This is a genomic window from Streptomyces sp. DSM 40868, from assembly GCF_011820545.1.
Taxonomy (GTDB): domain Bacteria; phylum Actinomycetota; class Actinomycetes; order Streptomycetales; family Streptomycetaceae; genus Streptomyces; species Streptomyces eurythermus.
The window spans coordinates 3,710,883-3,733,549 of sequence record NZ_CP050504.1 but is presented as its reverse complement, the minus strand read 5'-3'; the positions used below and the strand labels follow the sequence as shown (position 1 = coordinate 3,733,549).

15 protein-coding genes and 3 rRNA genes are annotated in these 22,667 nt (G+C 69.1%); 11 read left to right on the top strand and 7 right to left on the bottom strand.

The genetic code is table 11. The features are described from left to right. Positions 1–103: 103 nt before the first annotated feature. The 5 genes from HB370_RS16810 to HB370_RS16790 all read left to right on the top strand — a co-directional run bounded on the left by HB370_RS16810 (position 104) and on the right by HB370_RS16790 (position 5,457). Entirely contained in the window at positions 104–1,468 is a 1,365-nt protein-coding gene (locus HB370_RS16810) for a phosphomannomutase/phosphoglucomutase (protein ID WP_030787991.1), read from the top strand. Positions 1,469–1,541: 73 nt separating this feature from the next. Further along, entirely contained in the window at positions 1,542–1,712 is a 171-nt protein-coding gene (locus tag HB370_RS16805) for a Trm112 family protein (protein WP_078637673.1), read from the top strand. A gap of 118 nt (positions 1,713–1,830) precedes the next feature. After that, on the top strand, positions 1,831–2,958 hold the full coding sequence (locus tag HB370_RS16800) for an SIS domain-containing protein (RefSeq protein WP_030787988.1): 1,128 nt from the start codon (positions 1,831–1,833) through the stop codon (positions 2,956–2,958). A gap of 195 nt (positions 2,959–3,153) precedes the next feature. Next, positions 3,154–4,305 carry a mannose-6-phosphate isomerase, class I gene (gene manA, locus HB370_RS16795; RefSeq protein WP_030787985.1) on the top strand — a complete coding sequence of 384 codons (1,152 nt, stop codon included), beginning with the start codon at positions 3,154–3,156 and terminating at the stop codon, positions 4,303–4,305. A gap of 171 nt (positions 4,306–4,476) precedes the next feature. Further along, a complete protein-coding gene (locus HB370_RS16790) occupies positions 4,477–5,457 on the top strand; it encodes a cation diffusion facilitator family transporter (protein WP_030787982.1) in 981 nt (326 codons plus the stop codon). 21 nt (positions 5,458–5,478) lie between these two features. On the opposite strand, the gene lepB is transcribed toward HB370_RS16790, so the two are convergent. Then, positions 5,479–6,159: a signal peptidase I gene (lepB, locus tag HB370_RS16785; RefSeq protein WP_208974408.1), complete on the bottom strand. Its 681-nt coding sequence runs from the start codon at positions 6,157–6,159 to the stop codon at positions 5,479–5,481. Positions 6,160–6,673: 514 nt separating this feature from the next. On the opposite strand from lepB, the gene ahcY reads away from it, so the two are divergent. Then, the gene (ahcY, locus tag HB370_RS16775; protein WP_030787976.1) at positions 6,674–8,131 is read left to right on the top strand and encodes an adenosylhomocysteinase; all 1,458 of its coding nucleotides are present in this window, start codon (positions 6,674–6,676) and stop codon (positions 8,129–8,131) included. Between the two features lie 171 nt (positions 8,132–8,302). Next, on the top strand, positions 8,303–8,917 hold the full coding sequence (locus tag HB370_RS16770; RefSeq protein ID WP_030787973.1) for a hypothetical protein: 615 nt from the start codon (positions 8,303–8,305) through the stop codon (positions 8,915–8,917). Between the two features lie 25 nt (positions 8,918–8,942). On the opposite strand, the gene HB370_RS16765 is transcribed toward HB370_RS16770, so the two are convergent. Next, positions 8,943–9,959, bottom strand: a complete 1,017-nt coding sequence (locus HB370_RS16765) for an RDD family protein (RefSeq protein WP_030787970.1) — start codon at positions 9,957–9,959, stop codon at positions 8,943–8,945. A gap of 143 nt (positions 9,960–10,102) precedes the next feature. Here HB370_RS16765 and HB370_RS16760 point away from each other — a divergent pair, with 143 nt between their 5' ends. The 4 genes from HB370_RS16760 (at position 10,103) to rrf (ending at position 16,830) form a co-directional block, all read left to right on the top strand. Further along, the gene (locus HB370_RS16760) at positions 10,103–11,110 is read left to right on the top strand and encodes a stage II sporulation protein M (RefSeq protein WP_030787967.1); all 1,008 of its coding nucleotides are present in this window, start codon (positions 10,103–10,105) and stop codon (positions 11,108–11,110) included. A 571-nt stretch (positions 11,111–11,681) separates the two neighbouring features. Then, positions 11,682–13,208, top strand: a 16S ribosomal RNA gene (locus HB370_RS16755). Between the two features lie 300 nt (positions 13,209–13,508). Further along, a 23S ribosomal RNA gene (locus HB370_RS16750) occupies positions 13,509–16,631 on the top strand. Positions 16,632–16,713: 82 nt separating this feature from the next. After that, positions 16,714–16,830, top strand: a 5S ribosomal RNA gene (rrf, locus tag HB370_RS16745). The 16S, 23S and 5S rRNA genes sit together here, the layout of an rRNA operon. Before the next feature lie 106 nt (positions 16,831–16,936). On the opposite strand, the gene HB370_RS16740 is transcribed toward rrf, so the two are convergent. The 5 genes from HB370_RS16740 to HB370_RS16720 are packed head-to-tail and all read right to left on the bottom strand — an operon-like array spanning position 16,937 to position 22,595. Further along, the gene (locus HB370_RS16740; RefSeq protein ID WP_030783019.1) at positions 16,937–18,247 is read right to left on the bottom strand and encodes a DUF58 domain-containing protein; all 1,311 of its coding nucleotides are present in this window, start codon (positions 18,245–18,247) and stop codon (positions 16,937–16,939) included. Further along, positions 18,247–19,236, bottom strand: a complete 990-nt coding sequence (locus HB370_RS16735) for a MoxR family ATPase (protein WP_106980657.1) — start codon at positions 19,234–19,236, stop codon at positions 18,247–18,249. The genes HB370_RS16740 and HB370_RS16735 overlap by 1 nt, the downstream gene beginning before the upstream one ends. After that, on the bottom strand, positions 19,236–20,435 hold the full coding sequence (locus tag HB370_RS16730; RefSeq protein WP_030783015.1) for a DUF4350 domain-containing protein: 1,200 nt from the start codon (positions 20,433–20,435) through the stop codon (positions 19,236–19,238). Before HB370_RS16730 ends, HB370_RS16735 begins: the two co-directional genes overlap by 1 nt. Continuing rightward, complete coding sequence (locus HB370_RS16725) at positions 20,432–21,205, bottom strand: DUF4129 domain-containing protein (RefSeq protein WP_030783010.1); 774 nt, start codon at positions 21,203–21,205, stop codon at positions 20,432–20,434. Before HB370_RS16725 ends, HB370_RS16730 begins: the two co-directional genes overlap by 4 nt. Before the next feature lie 4 nt (positions 21,206–21,209). Beyond that, entirely contained in the window at positions 21,210–22,595 is a 1,386-nt protein-coding gene (locus HB370_RS16720; RefSeq protein WP_030783007.1) for a glycerophosphoryl diester phosphodiesterase membrane domain-containing protein, read from the bottom strand. Positions 22,596–22,667 lie beyond the last annotated feature (72 nt).

Here is a 22,667-nt window from a genome sequence, read left to right as displayed (position 1 = left end):
CACTCCGGGCGACGTTCCCGGACCTCCGCCCGGTGTCCGCACACCGCTCCCCGCCGTCCGACGGGTAGTTTTGGGCACCCACAGCACTTTCAGGAGGATGGCCGTGACTGCTGATCTGTCACAGATCGTGAAGGCGTACGACGTACGCGGAGTGGTCCCGGACCAGTGGGACGAGGCACTGGCCAGGCTCTTCGGTGCCGCCTTCGCGGACGTGACAGCGGCGGCGGCCATCGTCGTCGGCCACGACATGCGCCCTTCCTCCCCGAGCCTGTCCCGCGCCTTCGCGCACGGCGCGGCGGACCGCGGCGTGGACGTCGTCGAGATCGGCCTGTGCTCCACCGACCAGCTGTACTACGCCTCGGGCGCGCTGAACCTCCCGGGCGCGATGTTCACGGCCTCCCACAACCCGGCCCGGTACAACGGCATCAAGATGTGCCGCGCGGGCGCCGCCCCCGTCGGCCAGGACACCGGACTCACCGAGATCCGGGAACTGGTCGAGCGCCGGCTCGCCGAGGGCGCCCCGGCACCCGCGGCCCGGCCGGGAACGCTTTCCACGAGCGAGACGCTGGAGGACTACGCGGCGCACCTGCGCTCCCTGGTCGACCTCTCCGCCATCCGCCCCCTGAAGGTCGTGGTCGACGCCGGCAACGGCATGGGCGGCCACACCGTCCCCTCCGTCTTCGCCGGTCTGCCCCTGACGCTCGTCCCGATGTACTTCGAGCTGGACGGCACCTTCCCGAACCACGAGGCCAACCCGCTCGACCCGGCCAACCTCGTGGACCTGCAGAAGCGGGTCCCGGCGGAGGGCGCCGACCTCGGCATCGCCTTCGACGGCGACGCCGACCGCTGCTTCGTCGTGGACGAGAACGGCGACCCCGTCTCCCCGTCCGCGATCACCGCGCTGGTCGCCGCGCGCGAGCTGGCCCGCAACGGCGGCAGGGGCACCGTCATCCACAACCTGATCACCTCCCGCACGGTCCCCGAGGTCGTGCGGCAGAACGGCGGCACCCCGGTGCGCACCCGGGTCGGCCACTCCTTCATCAAGGCCGAGATGGCCCGCACCGGCGCCATCTTCGGCGGCGAGCACTCGGCGCACTACTACTTCAAGGACTTCTGGAACGCCGACACCGGCATGCTGGCCGCCCTGCACGTCCTCGCCGCGCTCGGCGGCCAGGACGGCCCGCTGTCCGCCCTGGTCGCGCAGTACGACCGCTACCGCGGCTCCGGCGAGATCAACTCCACGGTCGCCGACCAGCCCGGCCGCCTCGCCGCCGTCCGCGCCGCGTACGAGGGCCGCGCCGACGTCACCCTCGACGACCTCGACGGCCTCACCGTCGCCGCCGCCGACTGGTGGTTCAACGTCCGCCCGTCCAACACCGAGCCGCTGCTCCGGCTGAACGCCGAGGCGAAGGACGAGGCGACGCTGACCAAGATCCGCGACGAGGCCCTGGCGATCATCAGGGGCTGAGCGGCCCGCCCCATCGGCGGTACGCTGACCAGGCCAACCACAGACACCCATCCGCCCCCCGAAGGGACACCCCATGGCGCTCGAAGCCGGCCTCCTGGAGATCCTCGCCTGTCCGGCCTGCCACGCCCCCCTGAAGGAGCAGGACACCGAGCTGGTCTGCACCGGCCCGGACTGCGGTCTCGCCTACCCGGTCCGCGACGGCATCCCGGTGCTGCTGGTCGACGAGGCCCGCCGCCCCGCCTGAGCCGGCCCGTCACCGTGGGCGAGAGGGCCGGCGCCGCCCGGTCCGGCCGCCGCCCCGTGTGACCAGGCCCGTCCCCTCGTAGCACCCCAGGATCCCCGGCGACCGGAGGCTGCCGCCCATGCTGGACGAAACGCTGCTCGACACCCCGGAGGGCCTCGCCGAGGCCGACCACCGAGGTCTGCTGCGCGGGGCGGCGGAGGCCGGCGCCCGCGTCCGCACCGCCGCCCGGAACGCCGCCGAGGCCGGAGTCGGCAGCCTCAAGCCCGACGGCCGCCCCCGCGCGGTCCTCATCGCGGGCCCCGGTGCCGCCGCCACCCACACCGCCGACCTCCTCGGCACACTGGCTGGCCCGGGCAGCCCCGTCGTCCGGCTCGCCCCCACCGGCGTCGCCCCGGCCGCGGGCGCCCTGCGCTGGGAACTGCCGGGCTGGGCCGGCTCCGTGGACCTGCTGCTGATCGCCACCCCGGACGGCACCGAACCCAGCCTGTCCCTCCTCGCCGAGCAGGCCTACCGCCGCGGCTGCTCCGTCGCCGGCGTGGCCCCGCCCGGCACCCCGCTCGCCGAGGCGGTCGCCGGGGCGCACGGCCTGTTCGTACCGATGGCGACGGCCCCGTACGACCAGGAGGAACCGCTCGCCGCGTCCTCTCCCGGGGTGCTCTGGGCGCTGCTGACCCCCTTGCTCGCGCTCCTGGACCGGATCGGCCTGCTCGACGCCCCGCCGGAGGCCCTGGAGAAGGTCGCCGACCGGCTGGACCACATCGCGGAGCGCTGCGGACCCGCCATCGCGACCTACAGCAACCCGGCCAAGACCCTCGCCGCGGAGCTGGCCGACGCGCTGCCCGTGGTGTGGACGGAGGGCACCTCGGCCGGTCCGGCGGGCCGCCGGTTCGCCGCCGCCCTCGCCGAACTCGCCGGCCGCCCGGCCCTGGTCGCCGAACTGCCCGAGGCGCTCGCCGCGCACAGCGCCCTGCTGGCCGGGCCGCTCGCCGCCAGCGCCGACCCGGACGACTTCTTCCGGGACCGCGTGGAGGAGCCGCCCGCGCTGCACGCGCGCGTGGTGCTGCTGCGCGACCGCCCGATCAGCGGCCTCACCGCCGCCCCGGCCGCCCGCGACGTGGCCCTCGGCCACGACACGCCGGTCAGCGAACTCGAACCCGAGGAGGGCGGCGAACTGGAGACCCTCGCGGAACTGATCGCCGTCACGGATTTCGCCGCCGTTTACCTGGCGCTCGCTTCGGGAGCCTGATCTGACCCCTGGCCCACCGCCCGCACCCGCCGCGGGTCCCGCCGCCGCGCCGTCGCCGTAGTCCCGTCGGCGGGGCCGGGGCACCTGGCGTCGGCATGGGCAGAACCGGTGCAGGCACGGGCAGACCCCGTCGGCGCCGGGAACGGAAGCGGCAGCGCCGACCGAGCAGCGCACGTACGGAGACAGAGAAGACACATGGACCGCCTCGACAACACCATCCGCCCCTACGCCTGGGGTTCGCCCACCGCCATCCCGCAGCTCCTGGGGTCCGAGCCGACCGGCGAACCCCAGGCGGAGATGTGGATGGGCGCACACCCCGGAGCCCCGTCGCGCACCCCCCGCGGCACCCTCGCCGAGGTCGTCGAGGCCGACCCGGAGCGGGAACTGGGCGCCCGCGCGGTCGCCAGGTTCGGCCCCCGGCTGCCGTTCCTGCTCAAGCTGCTCGCGGCCGGCGCGCCCCTGTCCCTCCAGGTGCACCCGGACCTGGAGCAGGCCAGGGCGGGGTACGCCGACGAGGAGCGGCGCGGCGTCCCGGTTGACGCCCCGCACCGCAACTACAAGGACGCCAACCACAAGCCCGAACTGATCTGCGCGCTCACCGAGTTCGACGGCCTGTGCGGATTCCGCGCCCCCGTCCAGGCCGCCGGCCTCCTCGACGGGCTCGGCGTCGACTCCCTCAAGCCGTACGTCGACCTGCTGCACGCGCACCCCGAGGACGCGGCCCTGCGCGAGGTCCTCACCGCCATCCTCACCGCCGACCCGGAGGAGATGGCCCACACGGTCGCCGAGGCCACCGCCGCCTGCACCCGCCTCGGCGGCGCCTACGCCCCCTACGCCGGCATCGCCCACCACTACCCCGGCGACCCCGGCGTGATCGCGGCCATGCTCCTCAACCACGTCCGGCTGCAGCCGGGCGAGGCCCTGTACCTCGGCGCCGGCATCCCGCACGCCTACCTCGACGGCCTCGGCGTGGAGATCATGGCCAACTCCGACAACGTCCTGCGCTGCGGCCTCACCCCCAAGCACGTCGACGTCCCCGAACTGCTGCGGATCGTCCGCTTCGAACCGAGCGACCCGGGCGTGCTGCGCCCGGAGGCATCCCCGGAGGGCGAAGAGGTCTACGAGACGCCGACCGACGAGTTCCGGCTCTCCCGCTACGTCCTGCCCGAGGGCGGCGCCGCCCGCGACCTCACCCGCGACACCCCGCAGATCCTGCTCTGCACGGCCGGCGCCGTCCGGGCGGGCGAGCACGCGCTGGGCCCCGGCCAGTCGGTCTTCGTCCCGGCGGGCGAACAGGCGGAGATCTCCGGCGCGGGCACCATTTTCCGCGCCACCGTGGTCGTCTGACCAGGGCTGTGGACAAGCGGTCGATCATATGACCGGGCCTGTGGATACCTGACGCGCCGGTGCCCGGCCGGGCTGCAAGAATGGCCCACCGGCAAAGGCCGGGCAAAACCGGGCACCCGTCCGGACGGAAACAGTACGAGGCCGACACAGGCGAAGGGACAACGCGGACACATGAGCGCGTCAGGCGGTACCAAGGCGATCGTGGCGGCACTCGGCGCCAATCTCGCGATCGCGGCATCGAAGTTCGTGGCGTTCGCGTTCAGCGGCTCCTCCTCGATGCTCGCCGAGGGCGTGCACTCGCTCGCCGACTCCGGCAACCAGTTCCTGCTGCTCGTCGGCGGCAGGAAGGCACAGCGCGAGGCCACCCCGCAGCACCCCTTCGGCTACGGCCGCGAGCGGTACATCTATGCCTTCCTGGTCTCGATCGTGCTGTTCTCCATCGGCGGCATGTTCGCCATCTACGAGGGCTACGAGAAGATCCGCCACCCGCACGACCTGGAGCACTGGTACTGGCCGGTCGGCGTCCTCGTCTTCGCGATCATCGCCGAGGGCTTCTCCTTCCGCACGGCCATCAAGGAGTCCAACGAACTGCGCGGCAAGCTCTCCTGGAAGGAGTTCATCCGCCGCGCCAAGGCACCCGAGCTGCCGGTCGTCCTGCTGGAGGACTTCGGCGCGCTCATCGGTCTGGTCCTCGCCCTCGGCGGCGTCGGCCTCTCCCTGCTCACCGGCGACGGCGTCTGGGACGGCATCGGCACCCTCTGCATCGGCATCCTGCTCGTCCTGATCGCCCTGGTCCTGGCCGTCGAGACCAAGTCGCTGCTGCTCGGCGAGGCCGCGGGCATCGAGGACGTCAAGAAGATCCAGACCGCGATCGTCGACGGCGACATGGTCACCCGTGTCATCCACATGCGCACGCTGCACCTCGGCCCCGAGGAGCTGCTGATCGCCGCGAAGATCGCCGTCCAGCACGACGACACCGCCGCCGAGATCGCGGCCGCCATCGACGCCGCCGAGGCCCGCGTCCGCGCCGCCGTCCCGATCGCCCGCGTCATCTACCTCGAACCGGACATCTACAGCGAGGCAGAGGCCGCCAAGGGCCCGGACCCGAGCGCCACCCCCGGCGGCCCGAACCCCCACGCCGCCGGCCACTGACGCCCGGTACGGCGGCCGGCCTCAGCGGTGCCGCACCGGCCAGGGCGCCGGCGGCACCACCGGCGCCCTCCGCCGCCGTACCACCAGGAAGCCGATCCCCAGCCCGCCGCCGGTGAGCACCAGCACCCCGCCGGCCAGCAGGGCCGTACCCAGCAGGGTCGGGCCCGTACGGCCGTCCGTCACCCGCCCCCGCACGGCGTCCACGGGAACGGTCCCGCCGTGGTCCGACGCGAAGAAACGGGAATCCCGCGCGTCGGACCGGCGGTCGCCCAGCAGGAAGAGCCGGCCCTCGGGCACCTTCACGTCGTACGACCGGTTCACACCATCGGCATCGCCCTCGTACACATAGGGCTCCGTGACCGGCCTGCCGTTCACGGTGATCCGCGTCTCGGTGCCGACGGTCGCGCAGCACGCCACGCGGTCGCCGCCCACGCCGATCACCCGCTGCATGACGACACCGTCGGTCCCGTAGCGCCCCGGCATCGAGAGCATCACGACATCACCGCGCCGCACCCCGCTCCCGTCCATCCGCTCCCAGACGATCCGGTCACCCCGGTGGTACGCCGGCTCCATGCTGGGGCTCGAGAGGGTGCCCGAGCCGTACGCGCCGCGCCCGTACACCCAGGCACCGCCGCCCAGCGCCACGCCCAGCAGCCCGACCACGAGCGCCGCGATCCCAAGTCCCCGCCCTCTGCCCGCCATGTCCCGCCCTCCCCACGCGGCCCGTCCGCGGCGCGGAGCATATCGGCCGTCCGCGAACGGCCTGTGCGCCGGACGGGCAGGGCGGTCCTCTCCGGGCGGGCCGGCCGAAAGCGGCCCCGCTCCCGGAGGCGCGGGCTCACACGCCACCCCGCCCCGAAGGCAGGTAAGTCCCGCTTCACACCGGTCTGTCCGCGCCGGCTCCACGGTTTCCGCCCACCCCCAGGCACCCCCACCGCCCCCGGAAACCCGCCGAGGACGACCTGGGGAAGACGCGAGGAATCCGAAGGCGGACTGGGACGACCGGGTCCTCCGGTGTAGCTTGGGACGGAGCCAGACGTCGCTGCTGATGGCGGTCGGGCGGCCCCACACGGGCCGACCGAGGGAGAGAGGGCCTCCGACGGACTGCGCTGCGCGTACGTGGGCATGCCTGTGTCCTCTTCCCGGGCACCCCTGTGTCCGCCGCCGCGCAGACCAGCCGTACCCACCTCGACCCAACCCCGAGGAGCAGCTCGTAATGACGACTGTCGAGAACCGACAGGACTTCAAGGTCGCCGATCTGTCGCTGGCCGAGTTCGGCCGCAAGGAGATCACCCTCGCCGAGCACGAGATGCCCGGCCTGATGGCGATCCGCAAGGAGTACGCCGAGGCGCAGCCGCTGGCCGGTGCCCGGATCACGGGTTCGCTGCACATGACGGTGCAGACGGCCGTGCTGATCGAGACCCTGGTGGCCCTGGGCGCGCAGGTGCGCTGGGCCTCGTGCAACATCTTCTCCACGCAGGACCACGCGGCCGCGGCGATCGCGGTGGGCCCGGACGGCACCCCGGACAACCCGCGCGGTGTGCCGGTGTTCGCCTGGAAGGGCGAGACCCTGGAGGAGTACTGGTGGTGCACGGAGCAGGCGCTGACCTGGCCGGACAGCCCCACCGGCGGCCCGAACATGATCCTGGACGACGGCGGCGACGCCACCCTGCTCGTGCACAAGGGCGTGGAGTACGAGAAGGCCGGTGAGGTCCCGGCACTGGAGACGGCCGAGTCCGACGAGCACCGTGTGATCCTCCAGCTGCTGCACCGCACGCTGGGTGAGAACCCGCAGAAGTGGACCCAGCTCGCCTCGGAGATCCGCGGTGTCACCGAGGAGACCACCACGGGTGTCCACCGTCTGTACGAGATGCAGCGCGACGGCTCGCTGCTCTTCCCGGCGATCAACGTCAACGACGCCGTGACGAAGTCGAAGTTCGACAACAAGTACGGCTGCCGGCACTCCCTGGTGGACGGCATCAACCGTGCCACGGACGTGCTGATCGGCGGCAAGACGGCCGTGGTGTGCGGTTACGGCGACGTGGGCAAGGGCTGCGCGGAGTCCCTGCGCGGCCAGGGTGCCCGGGTGATCGTCACGGAGATCGACCCGATCTGCGCGCTGCAGGCGGCGATGGACGGCTACCAGGTGACCACGCTGGACGAGGTCGTCGAGACGGCCGACATCTTCATCACCACGACCGGCAACAAGGACATCATCATGGCCTCGGACATGGCCAGGATGAAGCACCAGGCGATCGTGGGGAACATCGGTCACTTCGACAACGAGATCGACATGGCCGGTCTGGCCAAGGTGCCCGGCATCGTCAAGGACGAGGTCAAGCCGCAGGTCCACACCTGGACCTTCCCCGACGGCAAGAAGATCATCGTGCTGTCCGAGGGCCGCCTGCTCAACCTGGGCAACGCCACCGGTCACCCCTCGTTCGTGATGTCCAACTCCTTCGCGGACCAGACCCTGGCCCAGATCGAGCTGTTCACCAAGCCCGACGCCTACCCGATCGGCGTCTACACCCTGCCCAAGCACCTCGACGAGAAGGTCGCCCGCCTCCACCTCGACGCCCTCGGTGTCAAGCTCACCAAGCTGCGCCCGGAGCAGGCGGCGTACATCGGTGTGGACGTCGACGGCCCGTACAAGCCGGACCACTACCGCTACTGAGCCGGTGATCCCGTAGCCCGACCGCCGGGGGAGTGCGCCGGTGCGCCGACGCACCCCTCCCGGCAGCAGGCTTTTCGAGGCAGGCCCCCGCACCCCCGTGCCGGGGGCCTGCCCCTTTGGCCCCGACCCATGGCTTCCGGCCGGACCAGCCCGTCAAGACCCAGGACCCCCATGCCCCGCGGCCGTTATTCGCTCCACGATCCGCACGATCACACCCCCCTCGCAGAAGAGCACTTCCAGTGCGCCCCCGGCCCGTCCGGCTGGCGCTATGTCTCCCGGCTGACCGGCCCCGCCGGTGAACACCGGGGCTCGGTCGACCTCGCCCTGGACGACCTCGGCCGCCCCCTCCGCCTCGAACTGCACGCGGGTGACTGGCAGGTGCGCGGCGCCGCCCTCGACGGCGTCACCTGGGTCCGCACCGACCCCACCGGCCTCCATGCCACCGAAGGCAATGTGCGCGCCCACGCCTTCACCGGCACGTCCCCCGCATTCCTCGTCGCCACCGCACGGCTCCTGCGCCTCACCCCCTCGTCCGCCGCGACCCGCGTACGCCTGGTGGCCTTCACCGACCCGGTCCTCGCCCCCCGCACCGTGGACCAGTCCTGGGCTCTGGTGAACAGCGAAGCACACGCCACTGACAACGGCCCCCTGACCGTGGACGAATACCAGGTCACAGCCCTGGACACCGGCGAACAGCACGCCGTCCACATCGCCGGCGACGTCGTCCTGGCCGCGCCCGGCATCGAGCTGGAGGACCTCCAGTCACCGCCGTCACGATTCGACTGACCCCCGCGCCCGGCCCCGCGAGGACCTACGCGGGCGGCACGAACCCGGTGGCCGGCCGACCGGCCGACGGCTCGTCCCGCGGCGGCCGGGCAGTGGCGGGCGGAACGGACGCGGACGATTCGGACGGGTACGCGCCCTCGGGCTGAAGCCTGGCCTGGTCCGGATACGAGTCCCCGTACCGCGACAGCCGGTCCTGCTGTGCGAGTGCAGGCCGGGGAGTGGCCGGCGTGCCGGGCTCTCCCGCCGGCGGTGCGAAGCCACCGGCCGCGAGACCACCGCCGCCGGCGGCCGGGCCCCCGCCGAACGCCTGCCGGGCCTCACGGGACTGCCGCTCGTGCACCACGGCCGCGAGAAACGCGGCCGGGGGAAGATCCGGCGGCACCGCGGCACCGGTACGCCCGGCGAGGTCGGCAGCCAGCCGCTGTGCCATGCCCGCTGCCACCTGCGGATCGAGCTGCGGCATCCGCGTCAGGTACTGCCGGACGGCAAGCCACAGCCCGTCCGGCACCGCGGACAGATCCAGCCCGGCGAACCGGCCCACGAGCCACGGAGGCGGAGGCGGTACGAAACCCGTCCGCCCGGCGGGTATCCGCTCCCGGACCACCAGAGTGCCCGCGAACACATCGCCCAGCCGCCGCCCCCGCGCCGAGACCAGCGAGGCGATACAGGCCACCACGCCGAACGTCATCAGGATCTCGACGACCCCGATCGCGCCCCGCACCAGAGCGTGCCGGAACCGGATCGGCCCACCGTCGTCCCGTACCACCCGCAGCCCGAACGCCAGCTTCCCCAGCGAACGCCCGTGGCTGAGCGTCTCCACGGCTATCGGCCCGCCGACCAGGACCAGCAGGAACGACGCGATCGACAGCGCCATCTGCGCGGCCTCGTCCAGCGACGCCGTCGACGCCACCAGCACCACGACCACAACGAGGTACGCGACCATCGCCACCACCAGGTCGAGCAAGACGGCGAGCGCCCTGCTCGGCAGCTTCGCGGGCCGCAGTTCGAGCGCCACCGCCTCGCCGGTCACCAGCTCACTCACGCCCGCCGTCCTTCCCTGGTCTGCCCCCTGAACCGCCAGTCTGCCAAGCTGAGGGCACATCGCGCCGCAGTACGACAAGCTGACCGCAAGCATGAGCATCCACGACGAGCAGTGGACGACCAGCCGAGGAGCAGGCAGACCCGATGGACCTGGACGTCTTCGTCTCCGCACACCGAGCCGAATGGGACCGGCTGGACGCACTGCTCCGCCGTCGGCGCCGGCTCACCGGCGCCGAGGCGGACGAACTCGTCGCCCTCTACCAGCGCACCGCCACCCACCTCTCCCTCATCCAGTCCAGCGCGCCCGACCCGCACCTGACCGGACGGCTCAGCCAGCTCGTGGCACGCGCGCGCAGCGCCGTCGCCGGCACCCGCCGCGCCTCATGGCGGGACGTCACGCACTTCCTGGGCCAGGGCTTCCCGGCCGCCGTCTACCGCGCCCGCCACTGGTGGGTGCCCACGGCGCTCGTGTCCACCGCCGTCGCCGTCCTGCTGGGCTGGTGGATCGGCACCCATCCCGAGGTGCAGTCGTCCATCGCGGCACCCAGCCAGCTGCGGGAGCTGACCCGCCCGGGCGGCGAGTACGAGACCTACTACTCCAGCCATCCCGCGGCCGCCTTCGCCGCCCAGGTATGGACGAACAACGCCCAGGCGGCGGCGATGTGCCTGGTCCTGGGCGTCTTCCTGGGCCTGCCCGTCCTGTGGGTCCTCTTCCAGAACATGCTGAACCTGGGCGTGGGCTTCGGCCTGATGTCCTCCGCGGGCCGCCTCGACACCTTCCTCGGCCTGGTCCTCCCGCACGGCCTGCTGGAACTGACCGCGGTCTTCGTCGCCGCGGGTACGGGTCTGCGCCTGGGCTGGACCCTGATCGACCCCGGCCCGCGCACCCGGCGGGCCGCTCTCGCCGAGGAGGGACGCGCGGCCATCGGCATGGCGATCGGCCTCGCCCTGGTCCTGCTCGTCTCCGGCGCCATCGAAGGCTTCGTCACCCCCTCCGGCCTGCCCACCTGGGCCCGCATAGGAATCGGCGTCGTGGCCGAGCTGGCCTTTCTGGCCTACGTCTATCTCCTTGGCGGCCGTGCGACACGCGCCGGCGAGACGGGCGATCTCGGGGCGACGGAGCGCAGCGCGTCCGTGCCCATGGCCGCCTGACTCCACCGGATGTGCACTCACCCCCTCTGAGCTGCTAGTCTCCTCTTCGCCCCGCAAGAGCCGTTGACACGGAGGGAGTGGGGAGGTAGATTCAATGAGTTGTCTGGAACTGGACATGTTGCCGGGCAGTTGCTAGAATCTACTTGTTGCCTCTCAGAGAGTCGTGAACGGCCCTCGGGAGAGCATCCTCCGAATATCGGAAATGAGCGGCCGGTCAGACCGGCCAAGAACTTCTGATAAAGTCGGAACCGCCGGAAAGGGAAACGCGAGAGCGGAAACCTGGAAAGCACCGAGGAAATCGGATCGAGAAAAGATCTGATAGAGTCGGAAACGCAAGACCGAAGGGAAGCGCCCGGAGGAAAGCCCGAGAGGGTGAGTACAAAGGAAGCGACCGTTCCTTGAGAACTCAACAGCGTGCCAAAAGTCAACGCCAGATATGTTGATACCCCGTCTCCAGCATCAGCTGGGACGAGGTTCCTTTGAAAAAACACAGCGAGGACGCTGTGTGCGAGGGGACTATTCCTCCTCTCGCACCGCTCTCGTGATGTGTCAACCGGATTACCGGTAAACATTCACGGAGAGTTTGATCCTGGCTCAGGACGAACGCTGGCGGCGTGCTTAACACATGCAAGTCGAACGATGAACCTCCTTCGGGAGGGGATTAGTGGCGAACGGGTGAGTAACACGTGGGCAATCTGCCCTTCACTCTGGGACAAGCCCTGGAAACGGGGTCTAATACCGGATACGAACCTCCAAGGCATCTTGGAGGTTGGAAAGCTCCGGCGGTGAAGGATGAGCCCGCGGCCTATCAGCTTGTTGGTGAGGTAACGGCTCACCAAGGCGACGACGGGTAGCCGGCCTGAGAGGGCGACCGGCCACACTGGGACTGAGACACGGCCCAGACTCCTACGGGAGGCAGCAGTGGGGAATATTGCACAATGGGCGAAAGCCTGATGCAGCGACGCCGCGTGAGGGATGACGGCCTTCGGGTTGTAAACCTCTTTCAGCAGGGAAGAAGCGAGAGTGACGGTACCTGCAGAAGAAGCGCCGGCTAACTACGTGCCAGCAGCCGCGGTAATACGTAGGGCGCAAGCGTTGTCCGGAATTATTGGGCGTAAAGAGCTCGTAGGCGGCTTGTCACGTCGGTTGTGAAAGCCCGGGGCTTAACCCCGGGTCTGCAGTCGATACGGGCAGGCTAGAGTTCGGTAGGGGAGATCGGAATTCCTGGTGTAGCGGTGAAATGCGCAGATATCAGGAGGAACACCGGTGGCGAAGGCGGATCTCTGGGCCGATACTGACGCTGAGGAGCGAAAGCGTGGGGAGCGAACAGGATTAGATACCCTGGTAGTCCACGCCGTAAACGGTGGGCACTAGGTGTGGGCAACATTCCACGTTGTCCGTGCCGCAGCTAACGCATTAAGTGCCCCGCCTGGGGAGTACGGCCGCAAGGCTAAAACTCAAAGGAATTGACGGGGGCCCGCACAAGCGGCGGAGCATGTGGCTTAATTCGACGCAACGCGAAGAACCTTACCAAGGCTTGACATACACCGGAAAGCATTAGAGATAGTGCCCCCCTTGTGGTCGGTGTACAGGTGGTGCATGGCTGTCGTCAGCTCGTGTCGTGAGATGTTGGGTTAAGTCCCGCAACGAGCGCAACCCTTGTCCCGTGTTGCCAGCAGGCCCTTGTGGTGCTGGGGACTCACGGGAGACCGCCGGGGTCAACTCGGAGGAAGGTGGGGACGACGTCAAGTCATCATGCCCCTTATGTCTTGGGCTGCACACGTGCTACAATGGCCGGTACAAAGAGCTGCGATACCGTGAGGTGGAGCGAATCTCAAAAAGCCGGTCTCAGTTCGGATTGGGGTCTGCAACTCGACCCCATGAAGTCGGAGTCGCTAGTAATCGCAGATCAGCATTGCTGCGGTGAATACGTTCCCGGGCCTTGTACACACCGCCCGTCACGTCACGAAAGTCGGTAACACCCGAAGCCGGTGGCCCAACCCCTTGTGGGAGGGAGCTGTCGAAGGTGGGACTGGCGATTGGGACGAAGTCGTAACAAGGTAGCCGTACCGGAAGGTGCGGCTGGATCACCTCCTTTCTAAGGAGCACTTCTTACCGAGCTTGGCTCGGTCAGAGGCCAGTACATCAGCGAACGTCTGATGCTGGTTGCTCATGGGTGGAACGTTGACTACTCGGCACACTTGACCTTCTGGTCTTCCTAGTACTGCTTCGGCGTGGAACGGAACGGCTGGGTGGCGAGGGTGTCGGGCACGCTGTTGGGTGTCTGAGGGAATGAACTTTCCTCAGCTGCCGGCCCCAGTGCACTCGGACCTGTTGGTTCGGGGTGATGGGTGGCTGGTCGTTGTTTGAGAACTGCACAGTGGACGCGAGCATCTGTGGCCAAGTTTTTAAGGGCGCACGGTGGATGCCTTGGCACCAGGAACCGATGAAGGACGTGGGAGGCCGCGATAGTCCCCGGGGAGTCGTCAACCAGGCTTTGATCCGGGGGTTTCCGAATGGGGAAACCCGGCAGTCGTCATGGGCTGTCACCCACTGCTGAACACATAGGCAGTGTGGAGGGAACGCGGGGAAGTGAAACATCTCAGTACCCGCAGGAAGAGAAAACAACCGTGATTCCGGGAGTAGTGGCGAGCGAAACCGGATGAGGCCAAACCGTATGCGTGTGAGACCCGGCAGGGGTTGCGCATGCGGGGTTGTGGGATCTCTCTTCCACGGTCTGCCGGCCGTGGGACGAGTCAGAAACCGTTGATGTAGGCGAAGGACATGCGAAAGGTCCGGCGTAGAGGGTAAGACCCCCGTAGTCGAAACGTCAGCGGCTCGTTTGAGAGACACCCAAGTAGCACGGGGCCCGAGAAATCCCGTGTGAATCTGGCGGGACCACCCGCTAAGCCTAAATATTCCCTGGTGACCGATAGCGGATAGTACCGTGAGGGAATGGTGAAAAGTACCGCGGGAGCGGAGTGAAATAGTACCTGAAACCGTGTGCCTACAAGCCGTGGGAGCGTCGGAACGAGGCTTGCCTTGTTCTCGTGACTGCGTGCCTTTTGAAGAATGAGCCTGCGAGTTTGCGGTGTGTTGCGAGGTTAACCCGGGTGGGGAAGCCGTAGCGAAAGCGAGTCCGAATAGGGCGATTTTAGTAGCACGCTCAAGACCCGAAGCGGAGTGATCTAGCCATGGGCAGGTTGAAGCGGAGGTAAGACTTCGTGGAGGACCGAACCCACCAGGGTTGAAAACCTGGGGGATGACCTGTGGTTAGGGGTGAAAGGCCAATCAAACTCCGTGATAGCTGGTTCTCCCCGAAATGCATTTAGGTGCAGCGTCGTGTGTTTCTTGCCGGAGGTAGAGCACTGGATAGGCGATGGGCCCTACCGGGTTACTGACCTTAGCCAAACTCCGAATGCCGGTAAGTGAGAGCGCGGCAGTGAGACTGTGGGGGATAAGCTCCATGGTCGAGAGGGAAACAGCCCAGAGCATCGACTAAGGCCCCTAAGCGTACGCTAAGTGGGAAAGGATGTGGAGTCGCAGAGACAACCAGGAGGTTGGCTTAGAAGCAGCCACCCTTGAAAGAGTGCGTAATAGCTCACTGGTCTAGTGATTCCGCGCCGACAATGTAGCGGGGCTCAAGCGTACCGCCGAAGTCGTGTCATTGCAGCATGTACTCCCAACGGAGGCTGTGATGGGTAGGGGAGCGTCGTCTGCCGGGTGAAGCGGCACTGGAAGGTAGTCGTGGACGGTTGACGAGTGAGAATGCAGGCATGAGTAGCGATACAAACGTGAGAAACGTTTGCGCCGATTGACTAAGGGTTCCTGGGTCAAGCTGATCTGCCCAGGGTAAGTCGGGACCTAAGGCGAGGCCGACAGGCGTAGTCGATGGATAACCGGTTGATATTCCGGTACCCGCTGTGAAGCGTCAAACATCGAGCATCGTGATGCTAAGGCCGTGAAGCCGTTCCGGACCCTTCGGGGAATGGAAAGTGGTGGAGCCGCCGGACCAAGCGGTTAGTAGGTGAGTGATGGGGTGACGCAGGAAGGTAGTCCATCCCGGGCGGTGGTTGTCCCGGGGTAAGGGTGTAGGACGCAAGGTAGGCAAATCCGCCTTGCACATAGTCTGAGACCTGATGCCGAGCCGATTGTGGTGAAGTGGATGATCCTATGCTGTCGAGAAAAGCCTCTAGCGAGTTTCATGGCGGCCCGTACCCTAAACCGACTCAGGTGGTCAGGTAGAGAATACCGAGGCGTTCGGGTGAACTATGGTTAAGGAACTCGGCAAAATGCCCCCGTAACTTCGGGAGAAGGGGGGCCACACCTGGTGATGAGCTTTACGCTCTGAGCTGGGGGTGGCCGCAGAGACCAGCGAGAAGCGACTGTTTACTAAAAACACAGGTCCGTGCGAAGCCGTAAGGCGATGTATACGGACTGACGCCTGCCCGGTGCTGGAACGTTAAGGGGACCGGTTAGCTCACTTTCGGGTGGGCGAAGCTGAGAACTTAAGCGCCAGTAAACGGCGGTGGTAACTATAACCATCCTAAGGTAGCGAAATTCCTTGTCGGGTAAGTTCCGACCTGCACGAATGGCGTAACGACTTCTCGACTGTCTCAACCATAGGCCCGGTGAAATTGCACTACGAGTAAAGATGCTCGTTTCGCGCAGCAGGACGGAAAGACCCCGGGACCTTTACTACAGTTTGATATTGGTGTTCGGTTCGGCTTGTGTAGGATAGCTGGGAGACTGTGAAGCTCGCACGCCAGTGTGGGTGGAGTCGTCGTTGAAATACCAGTCTGGTCGTGCTGGATGTCTAACCTGGGTCCGTGATCCGGATCAGGGACAGTGTCTGATGGGTAGTTTAACTGGGGCGGTTGCCTCCTAAAGGGTAACGGAGGCGCCCAAAGGTTCCCTCAGCCTGGTTGGCAATCAGGTGTTGAGTGTAAGTGCACAAGGGAGCTTGACTGTGAGACCGACGGGTCGAGCAGGGACGAAAGTCGGGACTAGTGATCCGGCGGTGGCTTGTGGAAGCGCCGTCGCTCAACGGATAAAAGGTACCCCGGGGATAACAGGCTGATCTTCCCCAAGAGTCCATATCGACGGGATGGTTTGGCACCTCGATGTCGGCTCGTCGCATCCTGGGGCTGGAGTCGGTCCCAAGGGTTGGGCTGTTCGCCCATTAAAGCGGTACGCGAGCTGGGTTTAGAACGTCGTGAGACAGTTCGGTCCCTATCCGCTGTGCGCGTAGGAGTCTTGAGAAGGGCTGTCCCTAGTACGAGAGGACCGGGACGGACGAACCTCTGGTGTGCCAGTTGTTCTGCCAAGGGCATGGCTGGTTGGCTACGTTCGGGAGGGATAACCGCTGAAAGCATCTAAGCGGGAAGCCTGCTTCGAGATGAGGACTCCCACCCACTTGATGGGGTAAGGCTCCCAGTAGACGACTGGGTTGATAGGCCGGATCTGGAAGCACGGTAACGTGTGGAGGTGACCGGTACTAATAGGCCGAGGGCTTGTCCTCAGTTGCTCGCGTCCACTGTGTTGGTTCTGAAACCACGAACAGCCCCGCTGTTTAAGCGGTCTGGTTGATTGTTTCATAGTGTTTCGGTGGTCATAGCGTGAGGGAAACGCCCGGTTACATTCCGAACCCGGAAGCTAAGCCTCACAGCGCCGATGGTACTGCAGGGGGGACCCTGTGGGAGAGTAGGACGCCGCCGAACAATTTTTGGGAAAACCCCCGCACCTCACGGTGCGGGGGTTTTCTGCGTTATGCACGCATGGCGTCCCCGGAGGGACTGCGGTGGATAAGAACTCTCGTAAAAGCTCTCAGAGCCGGCCCGCCGCTTTCAGCGCCAGATACGCGTCCGCGAGCGCCGGCGCCAGTTCCTCGGGAGTCGCGTCCACCACCGTCACCCCATGACGACGGAGTTGCTCGGCAGTGCGCCGACGCTCGTCCTGCGCGCGAGCCGCTGCCGCTGCCTCGTACACGGCCTCGGCGTTGCCCCGAGCGCCGGCCATGCGGGCAATCTCCGGATCCGCCACCGATGCGACCAGAACCGTGTGGCGCTGAGTGAGCTGGGGAAGCACCGGAAGCAGACCCTGTTCCACCGGTGCCGCGTCCAACGTCGTGAGAAGGACGATCAGGGAACGCCGAGGCGCCGTGCGCAGAGCGGTGGCCGTGAGAGCACGAGCATCGGTCTCGACGAGTTCCGGCTCCAGAGTGGCCATCGCGTTGACCAGTGACGGCAGGACATCGCCGGCCGTGCGGCCCTGGACCAGAGCGCGTACCCGGCGGTCGTAGGCCAAGAGTGCCACCCGGTCACCGGCGCGCGAGGCGAGGGCCGCGAGCAGCAAGGCCGCGTCCATGGAGGCGTCCAGCCGTGGGGCGTCGCCCACGCGGCCCGCCGAGGTCCGGCCGGTGTCCAGGACCAGCAGGATGTGCCGGTCGCGCTCCGGACGCCAGGTGCGGACCGCGACGGAGGACTGCCGGGCTGTGGCACGCCAGTCGATGGAGCGGGTGTCGTCCCCGGGCACGTACTCGCGCAGGCTGTCGAACTCCGTGCCCTCCCCACGGGTCAGCGCGCTGGTACGGCCGTCGAGTTCACGCAATCGGGCGAGTTTCGACGGAAGGTGCTTGCGGCTCGTGAACGGGGGCAGGACTCGTACCGTCCAGGGCACCTTGTGGGCGCTTTGGCGGGTGAACAGACCGAGGGGGCCGTAGGAGCGAATGGTCACGCGGTCGGCTTGACGGTCGCCGCGGCGGGTGGGGCGCAGCCTCGTCGTCACGCGCCGGCGCTCGCCCGGAGGCACGGTCAGCAGGTGTCGCGACGCCTCGGTCTCGGTGCCTGACTGCCAAGCGCTAGGCGGCCAGGCGTCCCGGAGCTGGGCCCGCAGGGGCCGACGGGTCGGGTTGGTCACCGTCAGGGTGACGTTCGCGGTGTCACCGAGACGGACGGTGGTGTCGCCGGAGCGGGCCAGCAGCAGGCGACGGACCGGCGCGGCCAGCGCGTAGTCGCAGGCGCAGGCCAGGGCCAGGGGGCCGTTGACCGCGAGGATGCCCGTCCAGCCCGGTTCCAGGATGCCGACGGGGATCGAGCCGAGGGCCGCGAGGAGAGCGGCGCGTCCGGTGAGTGCCATCAGCGCGGGACCGGGACGTGCGTGAGGATGGCGTTGATGACCGAGTCGGCGGTCACGCCCTCCATCTCGGCTTCCGGGCGCAGCTGGACGCGGTGCCGGAGTGTCGGCAGGGCCAGGGCCTTCACGTCGTCCGGAATGACGTAGTCGCGGCCGGTCAGCCAGGCCCAGGCGCGTGAGGTGGCGAGCAGGGCGGTGGCGCCGCGCGGGGAGACGCCCAGGGTGAGCGACGGCGACTCGCGGGTGGCGCGGCAGATGTCCACGACGTAGGCGGTGATCTCCGGCGAGACGGTCGTCTTGGCGACCGCGGCGCGGGCCGCCTCCAGGTCCGCCGGGCCGGCGACCGGTCGTACGCCGGCGGCGCGCAGGTCGCGCGGGTCGAAGCCCGAGGCGTGCCGGGTGAGGACGTCGATCTCGTCCTGGCGGGAGGGCAGAGGGATCGTGAGCTTCAGCAGGAACCGGTCCAGCTGTGCTTCCGGGAGGGGGTAGGTGCCCTCGTACTCGACCGGGTTCTGGGTCGCGGCGACCAGGAACGGCTCCGGGAGGGGGCGTGGGGTGCCGTCGACCGTGACCTGGCGTTCCTCCATGGCCTCCAGCAGCGAGGACTGGGTCTTCGGCGGAGTGCGGTTGATCTCGTCCGCGAGGAGCAGGTTGGTGAAGACCGGGCCGGGCTGGAAGGAGAACTCGGCGGTGCGGGTGTCGTAGACGAGGGAGCCGGTGACGTCGCTCGGCATCAGGTCGGGGGTGAACTGGACGCGCTTCGTGTCGAGTTCCAGTGCGGAGGCGAGGGCGCGGACGAGCAACGTTTTGGCGACCCCAGGGACTCCTTCTAGTAGTACGTGTCCGCGGCAGAGGAGGGCGACGACGAGGCCGGTCACGGCGGGGTCCTGGCCGACCACGGCTTTGGCGATCTCGGCGCGCAGGGCTTCCAGCGCGGTGCGGGCGGTGCCCGCGTCCCCGCTCTGCCCGGCGTTGTCAGTGGTCGGGTCCATCATGAACGGCGTACCTCTCTTTCGAGGGCGTCGAGTTGGTCGGTGAGGGCGATGAGGGCCGCGTCGTCGCCGGGCGGCGGTCCGAAGAGGAGGGAGTGCAGGTCCTGTCCGTCGCCGGACAGGCGGGCGGAGAGGGCGGGAAGCAGGGCCTCGGGCGTGTGCGCCTGAACGACGGGGACGCCGGCGAGGGGGGCGAGGCGGGTGCGGGTGGCGGAGCGTAGAGCGTCGGCCGCGCGGTCACGGGCGTCGGCCTTGCGGTAGAGGCGGGCACGGCCTTCGGTGGTCTCGGAGGCGCGGATCGCGACGGGGAGTTTCTCGGCCACGAGCGGGCCGAATCGGCGGGCCCGCCAGAACGCGGCGAGGGCCGCCGCGACGAACAGCTGCAGGGTGGCCCAGAGCCAGCCCGAGGGGAGCAGGTCGAAGAAGCCTTTCTGGCCGCCGGTGGGGGCGCCGGAGGCGTCGGACAGTGAGGGGAGGTACCAGACCAGATGGTGGCGGGAGCCGAGGAGTTGAAGGGCGAGGGAGGCGTTGCCCTGCTCGTCCAGGCGGTCGTTGTAGAGGATGTCGGGCGCGCCGAGGACGACGGTGTCGCCGCTCCCGGAGGCGGCGGGGAGACGCAGCAGGGTGGCGAGGCGCTCGCTGGGGTAGCAGGAGTCGGCGTCGAGGTGGGCGGTGGTGTAGCGGACGCCTCCGGTGTCGGCCGTGCCGGCCCGCCGGGCTTCGGGCAGGGCGCAGTCCGGGGCGAGCGTGGAGTTACCGCTGACGGCGGGGTCCGCGGTGACCCCGGGGGCGAGCCGTTCGACGGACCAGCTGCCGGCCGCGACCAGGACGGTTCGTCCGCCGGAGTCCGCCATCGCCGAGTGCAACCGGTCCTGTTGGCGGTGGGTCAGACGGTCGGGTACGGCGACGAGCAGGGTGGTGTCCGGGCCGGTGGCGGAGCGGGCCTCGTCGAGTGTGGTGACCACGCGCGTGGACACGCCCCGCTGGTCGAGGAGTTCGGCGACGGCACGGCTGCCGTAGGGGTCGGCGGAGCGCGGGTCCAGTTCGCCGTGACGGGCGGTGGAGCGCACGGCGGCCATGGCGACGGCCGCGGCCAGGATGAGGACGACGGCGAGCGTGATGCCGCGTGTCCGGGTCCACAGCCGGCGGCCGGTGGGCGCGGTGGAGGTGGTGGTCGTCGGCGGGGCCTCGGTGGTCACTCGGCTGCCCCCTGGCGGCTGCTGTGGGCCGTGCTGACCGTACTGCCGGCGAGGCTCGGCCGGGTGTTCTCCAGGTCGCGGTCCAGTTCCGCGAGGCGGCGGTACGACTGCTCGCCGGCACTGCGCCCGCCGTATGCGACGTCGTCGAACTCACGTGCCGCGGCGCGCAGTCGGTCCGCGTGCGCGGGCAGGGCGCGGCCGGCCTCGGCGGCGGCTTCGTCGGCGGTGCGGCCGGGGCGTACGTCGAGCAGGGCGCGTTCCTCCAGGGAGCGGACCACGGCCCGCATGCGTTCCTGGACGGCCTGGTTCCAGTGGCCTTGGGCCGCGTGTGCCTCGGCGGCCGCGCGGTGTTCGGCGGCGCTGCGGGTGCGTTCGTCGAACAGGACCGGAGGGGAGGTGGGTTGGCGGCGGGGGGTGCCGAGGCGCCACCAGAGGGCGGCCAGGACGGCGACGACGAACAGGATGACGACGGCCACCCCGACCGCGCCGCCCGGGGTGGCCGACGCGGCAGTGCCGAACAGCCGGTCGAGCCAGTCCCAGAACGCGTTCAGGGCGCGCTGGAACAGGCTGGGATCGTTCTCGTGGTACATCCCCTTGGACAGTTCGCGCCGGGCCGCTTCCCGCGCGGGATCACGCGGGATGGTCACCGGCGGCTCGTCGCCCGAGCCGCTGGCCGCCAGGAGCGCACGGTCCGACGCGCGCCACACTCGTACGACGGTGGTGGCGCCCGACGGGAGCGCCGCCGTGAGTACTCCCCCCGTGAGGCTCACCGCGTCAGCTCCCGGGGACGGGACCGGGGGCGCCGGTGCCGTGGCCCTGGACACCGGCCGCGCGGGCCAGTTCCAGGTCGAGGGCTTCGCGGCGGATGCGCTGGTCGATGTACAGGAGCGCGGTGACGCCGGCGCTGATCGGGAGGGTGAGCGTGGTGCCGATCACGGAGCCGATGGACCGGATGATCAGGAACGCCCAGCCGACGTGTCCGCCGTCGGTGGCGAGGAAGTCGGCCATGCCGTCGCCGCTCGCGGCAGCGCCGATGACGGCGAAGGGGATGGTCACGATCGCGGAGACGATGTTCGCGATCAGGCCGGCGAGCAACTGGATGCCGAAGACGCGCCACCAGGAGCCCCGCACCAGCCGGGCGGAGCGGTTCATGGACTTCCGGATGCCCTGCCGTTCCAGCATCAGGGCGGGCGCGGCCAGGTAGTAGCGGATGCTCAGCCAGATCGCGACGACTACGGCGCCGAGGATGCCCAGGGCCATCAGCGCGGCCCCCGCGGTGTCGCTGCGGCTGCTGATCAGGACCAGGAAGCCGGGCAGTGCGCCGGCGGCGAGCACGCCGAAGACGATCAGACCGAGCAGGATGAGCAGACCGCACAGCTTGAGCAGCCGCGGGCGGGCCTCGCGCCAGGCCTCGCCGGTGCTGACCGGCTTGCCGAGCACGGCACGGCTGGTGATGGTCGTGAGCAGGGCGGTCGCGACGATGGTGGCGGCTGCCGAGACCACCGTGAGGAGTCCGGTGCCGACCATGGTGTCGCGCAGGCTGCGGAGCACCTCGCCGGGAGTGGCGGTCTCGCTGTCGAGCGAGGCGTTGGTGAGGGCGTCGTTGAGGACGAAGCCCTGCAGCAGCACCAGGCCGGTCTCGGTGATCAGGGCGACCGCCAGCGAGATGGCGAGGACCGAGCGCCAGTAGGTGCGCATGGTGGAGACGGCGCCGTCGAGAATCTCGCCGACGCCGAGCGGGCGCAGCGGGATGACGCCGGGCTTGGCGGCGGGCGGCGGTCCGCCCCAGCCGCCGCCCCAGGCCGGGTAACCGCCGTAGCCGGCGGGCGGGCCCGCGTATCCGCCGCCATGACCGCCGTAGCCGCCGGGGCCCGGGGCGCCCGGGGGCTGACCGCCCCAGCCGGGGCCGGGCGGCGGGGGTGGCGGGGTCTGGTGCGGGCCGGGCGTCCCGGGGGCGCCGGTGGGCGCCGACCACTGGCCGGGTGGCGGCTGCTCCTTGGACCATTTCACGCCTTGGCCCTGCGGGTCCGGGCCCGGCTGCGGCGCGGGCTCGGCGGGGCCGGGGCGGTCGGCGGGCTCGGCGGGGCCGGACGCACCGGGTTCCCGCCCCTCGGACGACGGGGCGGATCCGGGCGAGGCCCAGCCCGGAGTGTCAGTCATCGAAGCTCCTTCTCGGTGCCCGTCCGCGGTCGCGGCGGCGGGTTGGCAGCCATCGTGCCATGGGCCGGTCAC